Origin of the sequence: Rhizobium deserti, assembly GCF_004358025.1 — a bacterium.
GTDB lineage: Bacteria > Pseudomonadota > Alphaproteobacteria > Rhizobiales > Rhizobiaceae > Neorhizobium > Neorhizobium deserti.
Window position 1 is genome coordinate 220,588 of the sequence record NZ_SMTL01000001.1, and the last position, 16,829, is coordinate 237,416.

Annotated in this window: 17 protein-coding genes; 7 read left to right on the forward strand and 10 right to left on the reverse strand. The window is 59.4% G+C overall.

Features of this window, described 5'->3' with window-relative positions; all coding sequences use genetic code 11:
- Positions 1-30: 30 nt before the first annotated feature.
- Both E2F50_RS01180 and E2F50_RS01185 read right to left on the reverse strand, forming a co-directional pair.
- Positions 31-1,539 carry an ABC transporter substrate-binding protein gene (locus tag E2F50_RS01180; protein ID WP_133314240.1) on the reverse strand — a complete coding sequence of 503 codons (1,509 nt, stop codon included), beginning with the start codon at positions 1,537-1,539 and terminating at the stop codon, positions 31-33.
- Between the two features lie 59 nt (positions 1,540-1,598).
- Entirely contained in the window at positions 1,599-2,366 is a 768-nt protein-coding gene (locus tag E2F50_RS01185; RefSeq protein WP_133314241.1) for a FadR/GntR family transcriptional regulator, read from the reverse strand.
- Positions 2,367-2,575: 209 nt separating this feature from the next.
- On the opposite strand from E2F50_RS01185, the gene sthA reads away from it, so the two are divergent.
- The gene (sthA, locus tag E2F50_RS01190; protein WP_245515250.1) at positions 2,576-4,069 is read left to right on the forward strand and encodes a Si-specific NAD(P)(+) transhydrogenase; all 1,494 of its coding nucleotides are present in this window, start codon (positions 2,576-2,578) and stop codon (positions 4,067-4,069) included.
- Positions 4,070-4,091: 22 nt separating this feature from the next.
- Entirely contained in the window at positions 4,092-4,412 is a 321-nt protein-coding gene (locus tag E2F50_RS01195; protein ID WP_133314242.1) for a hypothetical protein, read from the forward strand.
- A gap of 60 nt (positions 4,413-4,472) precedes the next feature.
- On the opposite strand, the gene rpsD is transcribed toward E2F50_RS01195, so the two are convergent.
- Positions 4,473-5,090, reverse strand: a complete 618-nt coding sequence (gene rpsD / locus E2F50_RS01200; protein WP_133314243.1) for a 30S ribosomal protein S4 — start codon at positions 5,088-5,090, stop codon at positions 4,473-4,475.
- A 296-nt stretch (positions 5,091-5,386) separates the two neighbouring features.
- Here rpsD and E2F50_RS01205 point away from each other — a divergent pair, with 296 nt between their 5' ends.
- The gene (locus E2F50_RS01205) at positions 5,387-5,632 is read left to right on the forward strand and encodes a DUF982 domain-containing protein (protein ID WP_133314244.1); all 246 of its coding nucleotides are present in this window, start codon (positions 5,387-5,389) and stop codon (positions 5,630-5,632) included.
- A 4-nt stretch (positions 5,633-5,636) separates the two neighbouring features.
- On the opposite strand, the gene E2F50_RS01210 is transcribed toward E2F50_RS01205, so the two are convergent.
- The 5 genes from E2F50_RS01210 to E2F50_RS01230 form a co-directional block, all read right to left on the reverse strand.
- On the reverse strand, positions 5,637-7,151 hold the full coding sequence (locus E2F50_RS01210) for a helicase HerA domain-containing protein (RefSeq protein WP_133314245.1): 1,515 nt from the start codon (positions 7,149-7,151) through the stop codon (positions 5,637-5,639).
- Between the two features lie 289 nt (positions 7,152-7,440).
- Positions 7,441-7,680, reverse strand: a complete 240-nt coding sequence (locus tag E2F50_RS01215; protein WP_133314246.1) for a DUF1127 domain-containing protein — start codon at positions 7,678-7,680, stop codon at positions 7,441-7,443.
- 368 nt (positions 7,681-8,048) lie between these two features.
- Positions 8,049-8,849, reverse strand: a complete 801-nt coding sequence (murI, locus tag E2F50_RS01220) for a glutamate racemase (RefSeq protein WP_133314247.1) — start codon at positions 8,847-8,849, stop codon at positions 8,049-8,051.
- Positions 8,833-9,657, reverse strand: a complete 825-nt coding sequence (locus tag E2F50_RS01225; protein ID WP_133314248.1) for an RNA methyltransferase — start codon at positions 9,655-9,657, stop codon at positions 8,833-8,835. Before E2F50_RS01225 ends, murI begins: the two co-directional genes overlap by 17 nt.
- A 77-nt stretch (positions 9,658-9,734) precedes the next feature.
- Positions 9,735-10,265, reverse strand: a complete 531-nt coding sequence (locus tag E2F50_RS01230) for a hypothetical protein (RefSeq protein ID WP_133314249.1) — start codon at positions 10,263-10,265, stop codon at positions 9,735-9,737.
- A 222-nt stretch (positions 10,266-10,487) separates the two neighbouring features.
- On the opposite strand from E2F50_RS01230, the gene E2F50_RS01235 reads away from it, so the two are divergent.
- From E2F50_RS01235 to E2F50_RS01250, 4 genes are all read left to right on the forward strand, one after another.
- A complete protein-coding gene (locus E2F50_RS01235) occupies positions 10,488-11,702 on the forward strand; it encodes an NADP-dependent isocitrate dehydrogenase (RefSeq protein ID WP_133314250.1) in 1,215 nt (404 codons plus the stop codon).
- Positions 11,703-11,773: 71 nt separating this feature from the next.
- Positions 11,774-12,220 carry a GNAT family N-acetyltransferase gene (locus E2F50_RS01240; RefSeq protein WP_133314251.1) on the forward strand — a complete coding sequence of 149 codons (447 nt, stop codon included), beginning with the start codon at positions 11,774-11,776 and terminating at the stop codon, positions 12,218-12,220.
- A gap of 77 nt (positions 12,221-12,297) precedes the next feature.
- Positions 12,298-12,924, forward strand: a complete 627-nt coding sequence (locus E2F50_RS01245; RefSeq protein WP_161974018.1) for a glutathione S-transferase family protein — start codon at positions 12,298-12,300, stop codon at positions 12,922-12,924.
- 142 nt (positions 12,925-13,066) lie between these two features.
- Positions 13,067-13,408, forward strand: coding sequence for a hypothetical protein (locus tag E2F50_RS01250; protein WP_133314253.1), 342 nt, complete (start codon positions 13,067-13,069; stop codon positions 13,406-13,408).
- A 106-nt stretch (positions 13,409-13,514) separates the two neighbouring features.
- Here the strand turns inward: E2F50_RS01250 and E2F50_RS01255 are convergent, their stop codons facing one another.
- Both E2F50_RS01255 and tig read right to left on the reverse strand, forming a co-directional pair.
- Positions 13,515-15,137, reverse strand: coding sequence for an ABC-F family ATP-binding cassette domain-containing protein (locus E2F50_RS01255; protein ID WP_133314254.1), 1,623 nt, complete (start codon positions 15,135-15,137; stop codon positions 13,515-13,517).
- A gap of 82 nt (positions 15,138-15,219) precedes the next feature.
- The gene (gene tig, locus E2F50_RS01260; RefSeq protein WP_133314255.1) at positions 15,220-16,731 is read right to left on the reverse strand and encodes a trigger factor; all 1,512 of its coding nucleotides are present in this window, start codon (positions 16,729-16,731) and stop codon (positions 15,220-15,222) included.
- Between the last annotated feature and the right edge of the window lie 98 nt (positions 16,732-16,829).

Consider the following 16,829-nt stretch of genomic DNA (forward strand, 5'->3'; position numbering starts at 1 on the left):
TGACTCCCGTGCGGTCGAGGGACGTTTGGCCTACTTCTTCGATACGCCGAGAAGGCGGATCATGCCGTCTGGCGACGGTGTAAATCCGCCGACCTTCTTCGAGATCGCATAGGCGTATGGCTGGTGGCCAAGATAGATGATCGGCATGTCCTCGTTCAGCATGACCGCCGCATCGTCATATTTCTGCTTGCGAACGGCGTCGTCCGTGGAGGTCCGAGCCTCGTTAAGCAGCTTGTCCACTTCCGGATTGCAATACTTGACGTCGTTGATGCCGCCCTTGCAGGTGACGAACTGGTGGATATTCCCATCCGGGTCGATGCGGCCGGACCAATCGGAGCGGCTGAGCTGGTAGTTGCCGGCCGTCTGCTCGGACAGCAGGGTGGCAAATTCCGTCGACTTCAGAGTGACGTTAAAGCCTGCTTCCGCCACCATGGACTGGATGACCTGCATCATCTGCGTCTGGGTCGTGCTGTTGGCATGCTGAAGTTCAATGTCCAGGCTCTCGTAGCCGGCTTCCTTCATCAGCTTCTTGGCTTTTTCGATGTCGCGGGCTGGAACAGGGACATCCTTGTCGAACCAGGGGCTCGAGGGCGGGAACGGCTGGTTTCCGGCCATCGCAGTGCCTTCGAAGACGATCTGGCTAATGGCTTCACGATCGATCGCCAGCGAGAAGGCCTGGCGCAGGCGCTTGTCCTTGCCGAGCGGATTGTCTGCACGCGGACCATTGGCAAGATTGACATACATGGCCATGTAACCCGGGCCGATAATGTCGGCATAGGTCAGATTGGGATCGTTCTTGACCGATTCCGCATCGGATGCAGAAATGCGTTCAGCAATGTCCAGGTCACCGGAGCGAAGGTTGGCGAGCTTGACGGTCGTGTCGGGAATCGGAAGATAGGTCACCTTGTCGACCAGGATCTTGTCCTTGTCCCAGTAGTCGGCGAACTTCTCCAGTACGATGCGATCCTGTTGGATGCGCTCGACGAACTTGAAGGGACCGGCGCAAACCGGATGGCTGCCAAAATTGGCGCCGAGCTCCTTGGCGGCCTTCGGCGAAACAATGACGCCAGCGCGGTCGGACAGTTGCGCCAGCAGCGTCACGTCCGGCGATTTCAGCGTGAACTTCACCTCGTAATCGCCGACGGCCTCCACCTTCTCGACGGAGGAAAGCTCGCTCTTGCGGCGCGATTCCGGCAAAGTCAGATTGCGCTGAATTGTATAGACAACCGCCTCCGCGTTGAACGGCGTCTCGTCGTGGAACTTGACGCCCTGGCGCAGCTTCATGGTCAGCACCTTGCCGCCTTCGGACCAGTTCCATTCGGTCGCGAGTTGCGGCACGATCTTCATGTCCTGCGAAATATCGACCAACTTGTCACACATGGCGGTGTAGACGATGCGGCCGACAAAGGTACGGGACTGGGCTGGATCAAGAACGTCGGCATCGTCGTTGAGGCCGATGCGGAGTTCAGCAGAAAGCGCCGGAAAGGCAAATAGCGCGCTTGAGAGCAGCGCCGTGGTCAGTCTGGAAAGTCGGGTCATGGAAGTCATTCCTCTCTTTGTCTCGGTTCCTGTGGCAAGGCCGGCTTGGCGCCGGCTTCTCATGCTGTTGCTTGTTTCAGTCGGGCCTCGCCCTCATTGGGACTGGCTGCCAAATCCTCGTGGCCCATGGACGTGGCCCGGATCAGGATCTCCTGAATGCCGAGCAGATGTTCCCGCATGGCCTCGCCCGCCCGAACCGGGTCGCGTGCGGCGATAGCGTCGATGATCTCGGCATGCTGGATGTGGATGGTACCCTGGCGGCGGTCGCTTGCCCGTGCGCGCTCGCGAATTGCCTGCCAGGCATTGTCCTGACGTACGCGATTGACCACGTCGAAAATCGAAAGGAAAAGCTGGTTACCCGCCGCCTGAGCTATCTGCCGGTGCAAGGCCCCGTCCCAGAGTTCCTTGGAATCGGCATCGGTGCTTTCGCCAATCTTCGCCGCCAGATCGCGCATCTTCTCGATGTCGCGCGGCTTGGCGCGCATCGCCGCCAGTTGCGCCAGCTGGGGCTCGATGCGCAGCCGCACCTCCATGAGCTCCATGAAGTCGGTACCGGCCACAAGATCGCCAACATGCTCATGCCAACGGTCGGGCCTCTCGCCGATAAAAGTCCCGGATCCCTGGCGACGCCAGATCAGACCTTCCGCCTCAAGCACTTCGAGAGCCCGGCGAACGGCGCGGCGACCGACATCCAGGGTTTCCGCGAGGGTGCGCTCGGTCGGAAGCCGGCCGTCGGAACCAATCTGGCCTGTCGCAACGAGCTCACGCAGCTTTGCCAGCGCGTAGGTCGAGTTATCATTGGCGCCGATGTCCACGTCCTGCACCATTTGCTGCACCAATTAACGATTGGTGCAGTTGGATGACATTTACGCGACGCCGTCAAGATGTTTTTTAAGCATTTTAACTTGAAGCCCAAAAGTTAGGCATCGGCAGGCGCATTGCCTCCACCGCAATCAAACATTTAGAATAGTTTGATAGAACAAGCGCGAAGCAGCCATCCTCCCTAATGGCTTTCGATTCGAAGCGGAGCATTCTCATGAACGAGTACGACCTCATCGTCGTCGGCAGCGGACCGGCAGGTCGGCGCGCAGCCATTCAAGCGGCCAAGCTGGACAAGAAGGTGCTCGTCATCGAGCAGGGCCGCCGGGTCGGCGGCGTCTCCGTTCACACCGGAACCATCCCCTCCAAGACGATGCGGGAAACGGCACTTAATCTCTCCGGTTGGCGGGAGCGAGGCTTCTACGGCAAGGCCTACCGTGTGAAGCAGGAGATCAGCGCCGAGGACCTGCGCCGTCGCCTGCTGATCACCCTTGATCACGAGGTCGAAGTGCTCGAACATCAGTTCGCACGCAACCGCGTCCAGCACATGCGTGGCAAGGCAAGCTTCGTGTCGCCCGATACGATGCAGGTCATGAGGGACGACAACGAGACGATCCACGTCGTCGGCAAGAGCATCCTGCTTGCTGTCGGCACCCGTCCTTTCCGGCCCGATTACATGCCTTTCGACGGCAAGACGGTTCTCGACAGCGACGAACTGCTGGAGATTGAACAGTTACCGCGCTCCATGGTGGTGATCGGCGCCGGCGTCATCGGCATCGAGTATGCGACCATATTCAGCGCCCTCGACACAGCGGTAACGGTCATCGATCCGAAATCGACCATGCTGGACTTCATCGACAAGGAAATCGTCGAAGACTTCATCTACCAGCTGCGCGACCGCAACATGAAGCTGCTGCTCGGCCAAAAGGCGGAGAAGGTCGAGCGCCTGCCCGACGGCAAGGTCTCGGTTACGGTGGATACCGGGCGCAAGATCATCACCGACATGGTTCTGTTTGCGGCGGGCCGCATCGGCGCGACGGATACGCTCAATCTTGCTGCCGCAGGACTGGAAGCTGACAGCCGCGGCCGCCTCAAGGTCAATCCGGAAACCTTCCAGACATCCGTGCCGCACATATTTGCAGCCGGTGACGTGGTCGGTTTCCCGAGCCTAGCATCAACCTCGATGGAACAGGGGCGCATTGCGGCCCGCGTGGCCGTCGGCGCAATCGGCATGGAGCCGCAGAAATACTTCCCCTACGGCATCTATGCCGTTCCGGAGATCTCTACCTGCGGCCTCACCGAGGAAGAGATGAAGGAGCGCGGCATTCCGTATGAATGCGGGATTGCCCGTTTCCGCGAAACATCGCGCGGGCATATCATGGGCCTGGAAAGCGGTCTGCTGAAGCTGATCTTCTCGCTGAAGACACGCCGCCTGCTGGGCGTCCATATCGTCGGCGAAGGCGCTACCGAGCTCGTTCACATCGGGCAGGCGGTCTTGAACCTCAAGGGGACCGTCGAGTATTTCGTCGAAAACACCTTCAATTACCCCACCTTGGCCGAAGCCTACAAGATTGCCGGCCTGGATGCCTGGAACCGCATGGGCGAAAGACCAAAAGACATCGCAACCGATACCGTGCAGCTCACCGATACCGGCACGTCGACCACGGTCGAAGAGAGCGTCAAATCCGAGAAGAAAGCAGCTGCGAAATAGGCAGCCGACCGCAAGAGTTGAAATGACGACAAGATCTCGCAGCCTAGCCTTGACCTACGGCGTCGCCCTCGCCGTTATCCTTCTTCTGTCGGTCTCCCCGCTTGTCTCGGTGCTCGGTGCCGGGACGGTTGCCGAATTGGCCGGCTGTCAGATCGACGAAGGCAGTGTTCATCCGTGCCAGATCGGCGGCAGCGACTACGGCGAGATGCTGTATTTCCTGACCGTACTCGGGTGGTTCAGCCTGCTCACCCTGCCGTTCGGCGCAGTCGCGTTGATGGTCTGGCTCGGCGCGCTGGTTGTTCACCTCGTCCTGAGCTCGCGAAGAAGCCAAGGAATGCCATAAAAAAAGCCGCGTCGATGACGCGGCTTTTTCCTTTGACGAACCTGCCCGAGGGGCAAGCAATCAGCGCGAATAAAATTCGACGACCAGCTGCGGTTCCATGATGACGGCATAAGGCACGTCGGACAGGGTCGGCACGCGAGCGAAGGTCGCAACCATCTTGTTGTGATCGACCTCGATATAATCCGGAACGTCGCGCTCAGCGAGCGAGATGGATTCCAGGAGTGTCACCATCTGCTTCGACTTCTGTCGGACCTCGATGACGTCGCCAGCCTTGCAACGGTAGGAACCGATGTTGACCTTGACGCCATTGACGGTCACGTGGCCGTGGTTCACGAACTGACGGGCAGCAAAAGGCGTCGGAACGAACTTGGCGCGGTACACGATCGCGTCGAGGCGCGATTCCAGCAGACCGATCAGGTTCTCCGAAGTATCGCCCTTGCGGCGGTTGGCTTCGTCGTAGATGGCGCGGAACTGCTTTTCGCGAAGATCGCCGTAATAGCCCTTGAGCTTCTGCTTGGCGCGCAGCTGCACGCCGAAGTCCGAAAGCTTGCCCTTGCGGCGCTGGCCATGCTGGCCCGGGCCATATTCGCGGCGGTTAACCGGCGACTTCGGGCGGCCCCAAATGTTTTCGCCCATACGGCGATCGATCTTGTACTTGGACGATTCGCGCTTGCTCATCGTATTTCCTTTCAGGAAGTTACACCGGTCTGTTGCCAAACCGGATCAAGGAAACACGCCCTCCTTTGAGCTCTGATTTAAGAACTCTGACAGGCTTCTCACGAAAGCGTCCGGAGAAACCACGGGACATGTCGGTGAAACACCCAGTCTTGCGGCTTGGCGTTGGCGCGGTCTTTAGGCGGATGTCGTGAAGAAGTCAACCGTTTTGCGGCTTTAACCTTTCATCAAGCCCATTCGCAGGCTTTTTTGACCTCCGCCACGCCTGCTCCATCTTCTAGGGATGGGAGGTAATTATCATGAATCACAAGACCTGGAATAACCCTGTCAGGATCGAGAATCCCGATACCGGCCTGGTTCAGACCGTCAAGACGATACGCGAAGCCAAGACCGTGCTCGCCCGGTCCTGGCCCATATATCACGGAAGCCAGTACTGGAAAGCCGAGAAGATCTGCGACGACGTCCTGCACGGGCGGTCAGATGCGGTCGAGGCCCGTTGCGCCTTCATCGCCGCCGCCGTGGAAGCGCATTTCCACATCCACTGACGGCTTATTCAGCCGCTGCCCGCGCCTCGCCCAGGTCTGGAGCATCGGCAATGCCGGGCGCGGTCTCGGCCTGCAGGTCGGGAAAAGCAACGATGCGTTTTCCGCTAAAATCCGTGCGGACGACGATCAGCCCCTGCTCCTCGAAATAGCCCAGCAGACGGCGCGCGCGCCGAGCCGAATGCGTGCCATAGGCCCGGGCAATGCGGGCATCGGATGGGCAAGGCTCGCCGCCGATCGCAGCCTTCGCAATCAGGAGGAATACGCCCTGGAGATCGTCCGAGACCCTGACCGAGAGCGAAAGAGCTGTAGCCCAGGCCTCACCTGATGCGGTCTCCGCATCCACTCCGGAGCGGCTGATCGCCGTGCGCCGCCTGAATTCCGAGAGAGACAGTGGCGGTCCGGGCAGACGGCGCATGCGGGCACGCACCAGAAAGTCTTGATAGAGCACCGAGTCGGTTCTGTATGCCGACTGCGGATCGTCCAGAATTTCCGACAGAACAGCATTCAAGCGCTCATCGCGCTCTTCCGGCGACAGTTCCGGCTGCGGAACCCGTGTTTCTTGGGGGGCGGCAGCTGCGGCCGGCATGGAGCGCGAAAGTTCGGCGAGAATATCCGTCGTTGGGCGCGGCGCCGGCGGCGCCCTGCGCACCATCGGCCGAACAAACTCTTCCGGATCCGGCGTGAAGATCAGGTCTTCGACGTCCTGCGGCGCGTCCGGCAAAGGCATCAGCTTCGGGCTTGAGGAGCGGGCCGATGTCTCGACCGCACCGATGACGATCGGCAGTGGCCGACGCGACAGGGCTGGACCGAGAGCAACGAAATTCCCGCGCTTCAGATCGCGGAACATCTCCGCCTGGCGCCTGTCCATGCCAAGAAGATCGGCGGCACGCGCCATGTCGATGTCGAGGAAAGTACGGCCCATCAGGAAGTTCGAGGCTTCCGCCGCAACGTTCTTGGCAAGCTTTGCGAGGCGCTGCGTGGCGATCACTCCGGCCAATCCACGCTTGCGGCCGCGGCACATTAAATTGGTCATGGCCCCGAGCGACGCTTTTCTCGCGTCTTCGGACACGTCCCCGGCAACCGAGGGGGCAAACATCTGTGCCTCGTCGACCACAACGAGGACCGGATACCAATGCTCACGGTCGGCATCGAACATGCCGTTGAGGAAGGCAGCCGCAGCGCGCATCTGCTCTTCGAGGTCCAGGCCCTCCAGCGTCAGCACACAGGAAACGCGGTGCTGGCGAATACGGTTGGCAATGCCGGCCAGCTCGGCTTCCGTGCGTTCACCATCGACCACCACATGACCAAACTTGTCGGACAGCGTCACGAAGTCGCCTTCCGGATCGATGATTACCTGCTGTACCCAAGGGGCGGACTGCTCCAGCAGTCGGCGCAGGAGATGGGACTTCCCGGAGCCCGAGTTCCCTTGCACCAACAGGCGGGTAGCCAAAAGCTCCTCGATATCGAGCTTGGCCGGATCGCCGCCGGACACAATTCCCATATCGATGCCGACTTGCAATGCACTTACCTCGTATGCTGTCTCTTCGCGGTGACCTGAAGTCCGCGACTCTCGATCCATAGCAGAGAACCGGATCCGTTTCGCCCGGCAAGATCGGAAATGCACAGGCTTTGCAATCAGGCCGCGGTGCGCTTCTGCTGCCGTTCATGGAGTGAGCTGATCCCTGATCCCTTCCTTACGCCTCAGGCAGGACATGCAGTGCTCAACTCAATTCTTCGCGGCGGCGATAAGAGACTGACCCGGGCCGACGAAGTCCCAGCGATACTCGCCGGGACTCCTCTTATATTTGTTAAGGGCGGAGGTTCCACCAGTGGAAAAAGGCGAGCGCCAGACGCTCGTCATCTTCCTCCTGCAGCCCGATATCCCGGCGCATGCGATTGCTCAGGCCAGATGTGCTATTGTGGCTCCACCGGCTGCGCCATGCGGCGACGATCACATTCCAGATGATCCGCCTGGCTCCAAACTTGCCGTGCAGGTCATCGACGATTTCAGACAGGTCTGCTGCAACTAATGCTTGCTCTTTAGACATGATGGTACTGCCCCGGCGCTATCGACAGCCAGGTCCTTTTAAGGTCGAGAGACGTGCAGCGGCAACGGAGAAAACGCCAGCAAGTGCTGGGTCGGAGCCGGTGACGTCAGATCAAATGGAAGGTAGAAAAGGCGGATTCGTAGCCCTAAGGGCCAATTAGCCGGCGATACGCGGCATCCAGGTTCGAAGCCCATAATGCATCGGGCTCGATCCGCCATTCAGGCGCATGAGCAAGGATATCGAAATCATCATACGCCTCCTGTTCGAGTTGCGGATGGCGGTAAGCTGCCACAGCCTTCAAGGCTCGACAAGAGCACAATCGCGAATTGCAGCGCATCGAGTGCTGACGATGCAGAAATGCAACAATATCAGCTGGCGCGTAGACCAAACCCTTGCATGAGGCGGGCCGTGGCAAAATCAGGGGTGCCGGATGTGAAGACAGCGAAGTCGTATTCCTCCGGATGCCTCGCTCCGTCTACCATCGGCACCTTGCGTCGAGCCTGCCGGGCGATTGCCTCGGCGGGATCCAGCCAGTCGACTGGCCAGGGCGCGAGCCGACGGAATACATTGGCCATGAAAGGGTAATGGGTGCAGGCTAGCACGACGATGTCCGTCTTTCGGTCGTCCTGCTCGGTGAAACACGGGGCGATTTCGGCAAGAACCGCTTCATCGGGGAGCGGTTCCCCGCGAATATAGGCTTCCGCCATGCGTGCGAGGTTCGGGGAGCCGACCAGTTGAACATGGCATTGGCTGGCAAAGGATTGAATGAGATCGCGCGTATAAGCGCGTTTTACTGTCCCCGGCGTCGCCAGAACCGAGACGAGGCCGGAACGGGTGCGCTCGGCGGCCGGCTTGATGGCCGGCACGGTTCCAACGAAAGTCATGTCAGGGAACGCCGCCCGAAGGTCTGCGCCGACGAGGGTGAAGGCAGTATTGCATGATATGACGCAGACTTCCGGATCGTACCGATCAAGCAGGTCGGCGAATAACGTGATGATGCGGTCTCGAAGTGCTGCCTCTTCCCAATCGCCATAAGGAAAGCCGGCATCATCGGCGACATAGATGAAGCCGCGCTCCGGCATCAGAACGCGCGCCTCGCGCAAAACGGTCAGCCCGCCGATGCCCGAATCGAACATCAGCACAGGCTTCAACTCATTCGTCCCCGTCATGCTCCTCGACGCCCCCTGCTTCGGCGGTTTTCGCCTTCGGAGGCCAACGCCGCGGGAACTTGTCCAACGATCTGATGATGCCTCGAAAAACGCTGATCTCCTGCTCGGAAAAACTGCGCCGCGACAAGACCGCCCGAAGGTTATCGACCATTTTTGGCTTTTTCTCGGGTGGATGGAAGTAGCCACGCGCGTCGAGCGCTTCCTCCACATGCTCGAATAGGCCAAGGACCTGCTCCTTCGTCGAAGGCCGCTGCTGCACGGCATCGAAGGGGGTCTGCCCCAGATCCGCCATGCCCGACTTCATCCACTCATAAGACATGAGCAGCACCGCCTGCGCGATATTGAGCGAGGCGAAGGCAGGATTGACCGGAAAAGTGACGATTTCGTCGGCGAGCGCCACTTCCTCATTGGTCAGGCCCCAGCGTTCGCGCCCAAAGAGGATGCCCGTCTTGGCGCCTTCAACAAATTTCTTGCGCAATGTCTCCGCAGCCGTCACCGGAGAGCGGACAGGCTTGAAACCGTAACGTTCGCGTGCCGTGGTCGCGTAGACGAAGTTGAGATCGTTGATCGCCTCCTCCAGGGTCTCGTAAACCTTGGTTGCGTCGATGACGTGATCTGCCTTGGACGCCGCCGACCGCGCCTTCTCGCTTGGCCAGCCGTCGCGCGGGTTGACGAGGCGCAGCTCGGCGAGGCCAAAATTGGCCATGGCTCGCGCTACCATGCCGATATTCTCGCCCAGCTGTGGCTCCACCAGGATAACCGCCGGGCCCTCGGCAATCAACTCACGCTCACTATTGGTGCCTGACATTTGTACTTCCGATGATGTTTGCGCCGGCAATACCGGGCAAAGCACAGATGGGCAAGGGTGTCGGCTTCACCGCGACGCTACTCGCCCTTGGCGATGGACTGCATTTCCTCCAGCAGCGAATCACGCTCCCCTTCTCCCACCCGATGGATGTCGTCGATCACCGGCTTGCCGCTCTCGTCGATCACGTCGAAATGCACTTCCGAAACACTGTTCTTGACTTCGGCGTCATCGACACAGGTCCATTGCTTGAAGGTGACAGTGACGTCGGTGATGCCGTTGGCACCCGGCGCCGTCTTGGTCGCGACCTCCTGCAGCGGGCAGCCATCCTGGGAGCTGGTGATGACATCATAGCCGAAAGGATCGCCCGGCTGATTATTTTCCGTCTCATAGGCTGGATGTTTGGCTGCTTCCGCATAGGCCGTCTGGAACTTCTTGCTGAACAGCCGTGCGAGCGGATCTGGATCAAAAATGTATTTCCAGTCGCTATCGACCGTGTTCCAGTTGTCCTGGGTAATCTTCATCACCTCCTTGACGGGATCCATGGGATCAGCCGCCAGGGCAAAGCTGGAAAGAAGGGAGAAAGCAAGAGCGAGCGGCAAGGTCCGCATGGCGATAATCCGGATGTTGGAGCGATTTGGCCGGACATTAATCCCGCTTTGTGGTTTGGCAAGGGCATTCAAGCACTCGGTTCAAAGGCGTGGGATTTCTCGCCTGAAAAGCCACCTACGGCGGCTCGAATGCCTTTGCGTTCAGCCCGCGCGATGCTATAGCGCACCCACTGGCATCCACCCGTCGGGGCCGAAAACCCCGTCACGTCCAAGAGGAATTCCATGCAAAAGATCAAGGTAGCAAACCCGGTTGTCGATCTCGACGGCGACGAGATGACCCGTATCATCTGGCAGTTGATCAAGGACAAGCTGATCCTTCCCTATCTCGATCTGGATATCGAATATTATGACCTTTCGGTCGAGAATCGCGATGCGACCAACGACCAGGTTACGGTCGACGCGGCACATGCGATCAAGAAGCACGGCGTCGGCATCAAATGCGCAACCATCACGCCCGACGAGGGTCGCGTCGAAGAATTCGGCCTGAAGCAGATGTGGAAGAGCCCTAACGGCACGATCCGCAACATCCTCGGCGGCGTCATCTTCCGCGAGCCGATCATCTGCAAGAACGTGCCGAGGCTGGTTCCGGGCTGGACCAAGCCGATCGTTGTTGGCCGCCATGCCTTCGGCGACCAGTACAAGGCGACCGACTTCAAATTCCCGGGCAAGGGCAAGCTGACGATCAAGTTCGTCGGTGAAGATGGCCAGGTCATCGAGAAGGACGTGTTCGACGCGCCCGGCGCCGGTGTCGCGATGGCCATGTACAATCTTGATGAATCGATCCGCGAATTCGCCCGTGCCTCGATGATGTACGGCCTGATGCGCAAATGGCCGGTCTACCTGTCGACCAAGAACACCATCCTCAAGGCCTATGACGGCCGCTTCAAGGATATTTTTGAGGAAGTCTATCAGACTGAGTTCAAGGCGCAGTTCGACGAGATCGGCATCACCTATGAACACCGCCTGATCGACGACATGGTCGCGTCGGCTCTCAAGTGGTCCGGCGGTTACGTCTGGGCGTGCAAGAACTACGACGGCGACGTGCAGTCGGATACGGTTGCCCAGGGCTTCGGTTCGCTCGGCCTGATGACCTCGGTCCTGCTGTCGCCGGACGGTCGCACGGTCGAAGCGGAAGCCGCGCACGGTACGGTGACACGTCACTACCGCCAGCACCAGAACGGCCAGGAAACGTCGACGAACTCGATCGCCTCGATCTTCGCCTGGACCCGTGGCCTCGCACACCGCGCCAAGCTGGACGACAATGCCGAACTGGCAAAGTTCGCCGCGACGCTCGAAACCGTCTGCGTCGATACCGTCGAAGCTGGCTTCATGACCAAGGACCTGGCCCTGCTGATCGGCCCGGACCAGCCGTGGCTGTCGACCACTGCCTTCCTCGACAAGATCGACGAGAATCTTCAAAAGGCGATGGCTGCCTGAGCTGCAAAATCGGTTAAGGATGAAACGGCGGAGAGCAATTTCCGCCGTTTTCGTTTGGGAGGACTGTCGCCATGCCCACCACTATTCGCCCGCTCGAGCAATCCGATCGCGCCGCCTGGACGCCCCTGTGGGAAGCCTATCTGCGCTTCTATGACACTGAACTACCGGGCGAGATCTACGAGCTGACCTGGAACCGGTTTCTCGATGACGCCGAGCCTATGCACGCGCTCGGCGCTTTCGACGAGAACGACGGGCTGGTCGGCATCGTGCACGCGATCTTCCACCGCTCCTGTTGGCTTCCCGACTGGACCTGCTATCTGCAGGATCTTTATGTGGACGGCAGTCAGCGCGGCAAGGGCACGGGCGAGGCCCTGATCGAAGCTGTTGCGCTTCTGGCGCGGGGGAGAAATGCCAGTCGCCTCTACTGGTTGACGCATGAAAGCAACACGGCAGCCAGAGGATTGTATGACCGAGTTGCCGTCAATGCCGGTTTCATTCAATACCGGAAGCCGCTTTAAGAGCGGCGAGATCTAGCGTCTTGATCTTGTCATACGGCCGCCCTAGAACATAAAGCGAACGCCAAGGAGGCAATATGATGGACGAGCTTTTTCTCTACACAAATCCAATGTCGCGCGGCCGCATCGCCCGCTGGATGCTGGAAGAGGTCGGCATTTCCTATCGCGCTGAAATCCTCGGTTTCGGTACCACGATGAAAGACAGTGCCTATAAGGCCGTCAACCCGATGGCCAAAGTGCCGGCCCTAGTTCACGGGCGCAATACGGTCACGGAATGTGCCGCGATATGCGCTTACCTTGCCGATGCCTTTCCTGCCGCCGGATTGGCGCCTGCAGCTGCCCAGCGCGCCGATTATTATCGCTGGATGTTTTTCGCAGCCGGCCCACTGGAGGCGGCGGTCAGCAATCGGGCCCTCGGATTCGAGGTGCCGGAAGGACGGGAGCGGATGATCGGTTATGGCACATTCGCCGATGTCATGGACACGCTGGAATTCGCGTTGCGCAGCAACTCCTACATCGCCGGCGACAATTTCACGGCCGCCGATGTCTATGTCGGATCACAGATCGGTTGGGGGCTGCAGTTTGGCTCGATCGAAAAGCGGCCCGCATTCGAGCAGTATTTCGGCAGGCTGGCTTTGCGCGACGCCTACCTGCAAGCCGCAGAGAAAGACGATGCGGCAGCGGCAGGACTGCAGAGAGCTGGCTGAGCTGGAGCCGTGGCGACAGGCAGGAAGACGCTTTCGCCGCGGGACTGTTCAATATCTATTAAGCCTATGGGTGGCATTCTGTGGCAGAACTTGAATCGGTGTCCTTCTTTGATGATCGGCACCTCCTTACGGAAACCCTGCCATGAGAAAAGTTACTCTTACCGCCTTGGCTGTTGTCGCCGGCATGACCGCGGCAATGGCGCCAGTGAACGAAGCTTTCGCCCAGTATCGCGATGGACCGCCGCGTTGGGATCGCCGCGGTCCGCCGCGTGATCGGCACCACCACCATGACAACGGCTCGGTGATTGCAGGCGGACTTGCAGCCGGCGTGATCGGCGGGCTGATCGGAGGCGCCATTGCCAATAGCGGCCCTCGCTACATAGAGGAACCACCGCCGCCGCCGCGCTGCTGGTTTGAAGACCGCCGTGTGGCCAATGCCTATGATGGCGGCTCGCACATCGAGTCGATCCGCGTCTGCCGCTGAAACATCGTCCTCAGAATGAATTCTGACAGCCGGCCATGAGCCGGCTGTTCTCGCTCGTGGCCATCAGTTGCAATACGGATAACGTTCGCTTTCTTCCCCGGCTTCGTCAGGCACCTAGTCCAGGTGCCTCGTAGCCGGTGCGCGCCACATATTCTAGATAGCCGCCGTCATACCGATGAATGCCTTCCGGCGTCAGCTCCAGCACCCGGTTCGACAGCTCGGCGAGAAAATGCCGGTCATGGCTGACGAACAGCATCGTGCCTTCGTATTCCGACAGCGCCTTGATCAGCATTTCCTTGGTGTCGAGATCCAGATGGTTGGTCGGCTCGTCGAGGACGAGGAAATTTGGCGGATCGAACAGCATGGCGGCCATCACCAGCCGCGCCTTCTCGCCGCCTGAAAGAACCCGGCATTTCTTCTCGATATCGTCGCCGGAGAAACCAAAACAGCCGGCCAGCGCTCGTAAAGAGCCCTGCCCCGCCCGCGGAAATTCCGCTTCCAGCCATTCGAACACGGTCAGATCGCCATCCAGCACATCCATGGCGTGCTGCGCGAAATAGCCCATCTTGACGCTGGCACCAAGTGCGACGCGGCCCTGGTCCGGCTCGGTCGAGCCGGCGATCAGTTTGAGAAGCGTCGATTTGCCGGCGCCGTTGATGCCCATGATGCACCAGCGTTCTTTGCGGCGGATCATGAAATCCAGGTCTTCATAGATCGTCCGGCTGCCGTAGCTTTTGTGCACGCCCTTGAGATTGACGACGTCTTCGCCCGAACGCGGTGGCGGCTGGAATTCGAAGGCCACGGTCTGGCGGCGCTTCGGCGGCTCGACACGCTCGATCTTGTCGAGTTTCTTGACGCGGCTCTGCACCTGCGAGGCGTGGCTGGCGCGGGCCTTGAAACGCTCGATGAATTTGATTTCCTTGGCGAGCATCGCCTGCTGGCGCTCGAACTGGGACTGCTGGTGCCTTTCGTTGAGCGCGCGCTGCTCCTCGTAGAAGCCGTAATCGCCCGAATAAGAGTTGAGCGAGCCGGCGTCGATCTCGATGATCTTGGTAACGATGCGGTTCATGAACTCCCGGTCATGCGAGGTCATCAGCAATGCGCCGTCATAACCCTTAAGGAAGGATTCCAGCCAGATCAGACTTTCGAGATCCAGATGGTTCGAGGGCTCGTCGAGCAGCATGACATCGGGACGCATGAGGAGAATGCGGGCAAGCGCAACGCGCATCTTCCAGCCGCCGGAAAGTTTTCCGACATCGCCGTCCATCATCTCCTGGCTAAAGCTGAGGCCCGCGAGAACTTCTCGAGCACGCGCCTCGAGGCCGTAGCCATCCAGTTCTTCGTAACGGGCTTGGACTTCGCCGTAGCGCTCAATGATCGCGTCCATCTCATCCATCCGGTCCGGATCGACCATGGCCGCTTCCAGCTCTCGCAGCTCTGCCGCAATCGTGCTCACCGGGCCTGCGCCATCCATGACCTCCGTCACTGCACTGCGCCCGGACATCTCACCGACATCCTGGTTGAAATAGCCGATGGAGACATTCTTCTCGACGGCGACCTGCCCTTCGTCCGGTATGTCCGCACCGGTAATCATCCGGAAGAGCGTCGTCTTGCCGGCACCGTTCGGGCCGACAAGGCCGACTTTCTCGCCACGGTTCAAGGCCGCAGAGGCCTCGATATAAAGGATGCGATGGCTGTTCGACTTGCTGATGTTTTCGATACGGATCATGGGCGCAGGACTTCGGTGGGTTCATCACAACAAAAAAGCCGGATCGTTGCCGATCCGGCTTTCTAACTTGTCTTTACGAAGCTTATTCGGCGCTGTCTTCAGCAGCCTTCTTCTTCGAAGCGGCCTTCTTCTTAGGAGCAGCGGCTTCTTCAGCCTCGTCCGCCGTTTCGGCGCCTTCGGCAGACGCCGTTTCGGCCTTGGCAGCCTTCTTCTTCGAAGCAGACTTCTTGGCAGGCTTGGTAGCGCTGTCGGAATTGCCTTCCTCTTCCGCCATCAGCTCTTCCTTGGTCACGGTCTTGTCCGTGACATTGATCTCGGAAAGCAGCTGGTCGACGACCTTTTCTTCGAATATCGGGGCGCGCAGCGAGGCCGATGCACCAGGCGTGTTGCGGAAGAAATCGAGGATCTCCTTCTGCTGGCCCGGGAACTGCTGCAACTGGGCATAAAGCGCACGCTGCATTTCTTCTTCGGTTACTTCGACACCGGCCTTTTCGCCGATCTCGGAAAGAACCAGGCCCAGACGAACGCGACGCTCGGCAAGCTTGCGGTATTCCGCGCGAGCTTCTTCCTCGGTGGTTTCTTCGTCTTCGAAAGTCTTGCCCGACTGCTGCAGGTCCGTGTTGATCTGACGCCAGATGTTCTCGAACTCGGCGTCGACCAGGCCCTGCGGCGTGTCGAACTTGTACATCTCGTCGAGCTGATCGAGGATCTGCCTCTTCACCTTCTGGCGGGTCACATTGCCATACTGGCTTTCGATCTGACCCCGAACGATTTCGCGCAGGCGATCTGCCGATTCGATGCCGAGCTTCGAAGCAAGTTCGTCATTGATCTCAACCGAAGCCGGAGCGGCAACTTCCTTGACGGTGATGTCGAAGGTCGCGTCCTTGCCAGCCAGGTTTGCAGCCGGATATTCGCTCGGGAACGTAACGGTAATCGTCTTTTCATCGCCGGCCTTGACGCCGACCAACTGGTCTTCGAAGCCAGGAATGAAACGGCCGGAACCGATAACAAGTTCGGCATCCTCGGCTGCACCGCCATCAAAGGCTTCGCCATCCACCTTGCCGAGATAGTTCATGGTGACGCGATCGCCGTCAGCGGCTTCGCCAGCCTTGGTTTCGAAGCTGCGCGCGCTTTCAGCGATCTTGAGGATCTGCTCGTTGACTTCGTCTTCCGACACTTCAACGACTTCGCGGGTCACAGAGAGGCCATCGGTCGACTTCAGTTCGATCGGCGGGATGACTTCGTAGGACAGCGTGAATTCGAAGTCGGCCTGTGCGTTCAGGATCTTTTCGGCTTCGGCCTCGTCCTCGGTCATGCCGACAGAAGGCTGAGTTGCGGATTTTTCACCGCGCTCGGAAAGGATTTGCGTCGGACGCTCACGAACGATCTCGTTGACGAGTTCGGCCATGATGGACTTGCCGTACATCTTCTTCAGATGGGCGACCGGCACTTTACCAGGACGGAAACCGTTGATGCGGACCTTGTCCTTTGCATCGGCGAGGCGAACGTTAAGCTGCGCCTCCATGTCCTGCTTCGGAATGACGACTTTGATTTCGCGCTTCAGCCCTTCAGCGAGCGTTTCGGTAACTTGCATTTTAATACCTTCTATCGTGGCGGCGGTGCCCAGACAGCCGTTCGTTTCAATGAGCACACCACCGGAACTTCAAAGTGACCAGCCGCGGCTTGGAGCGC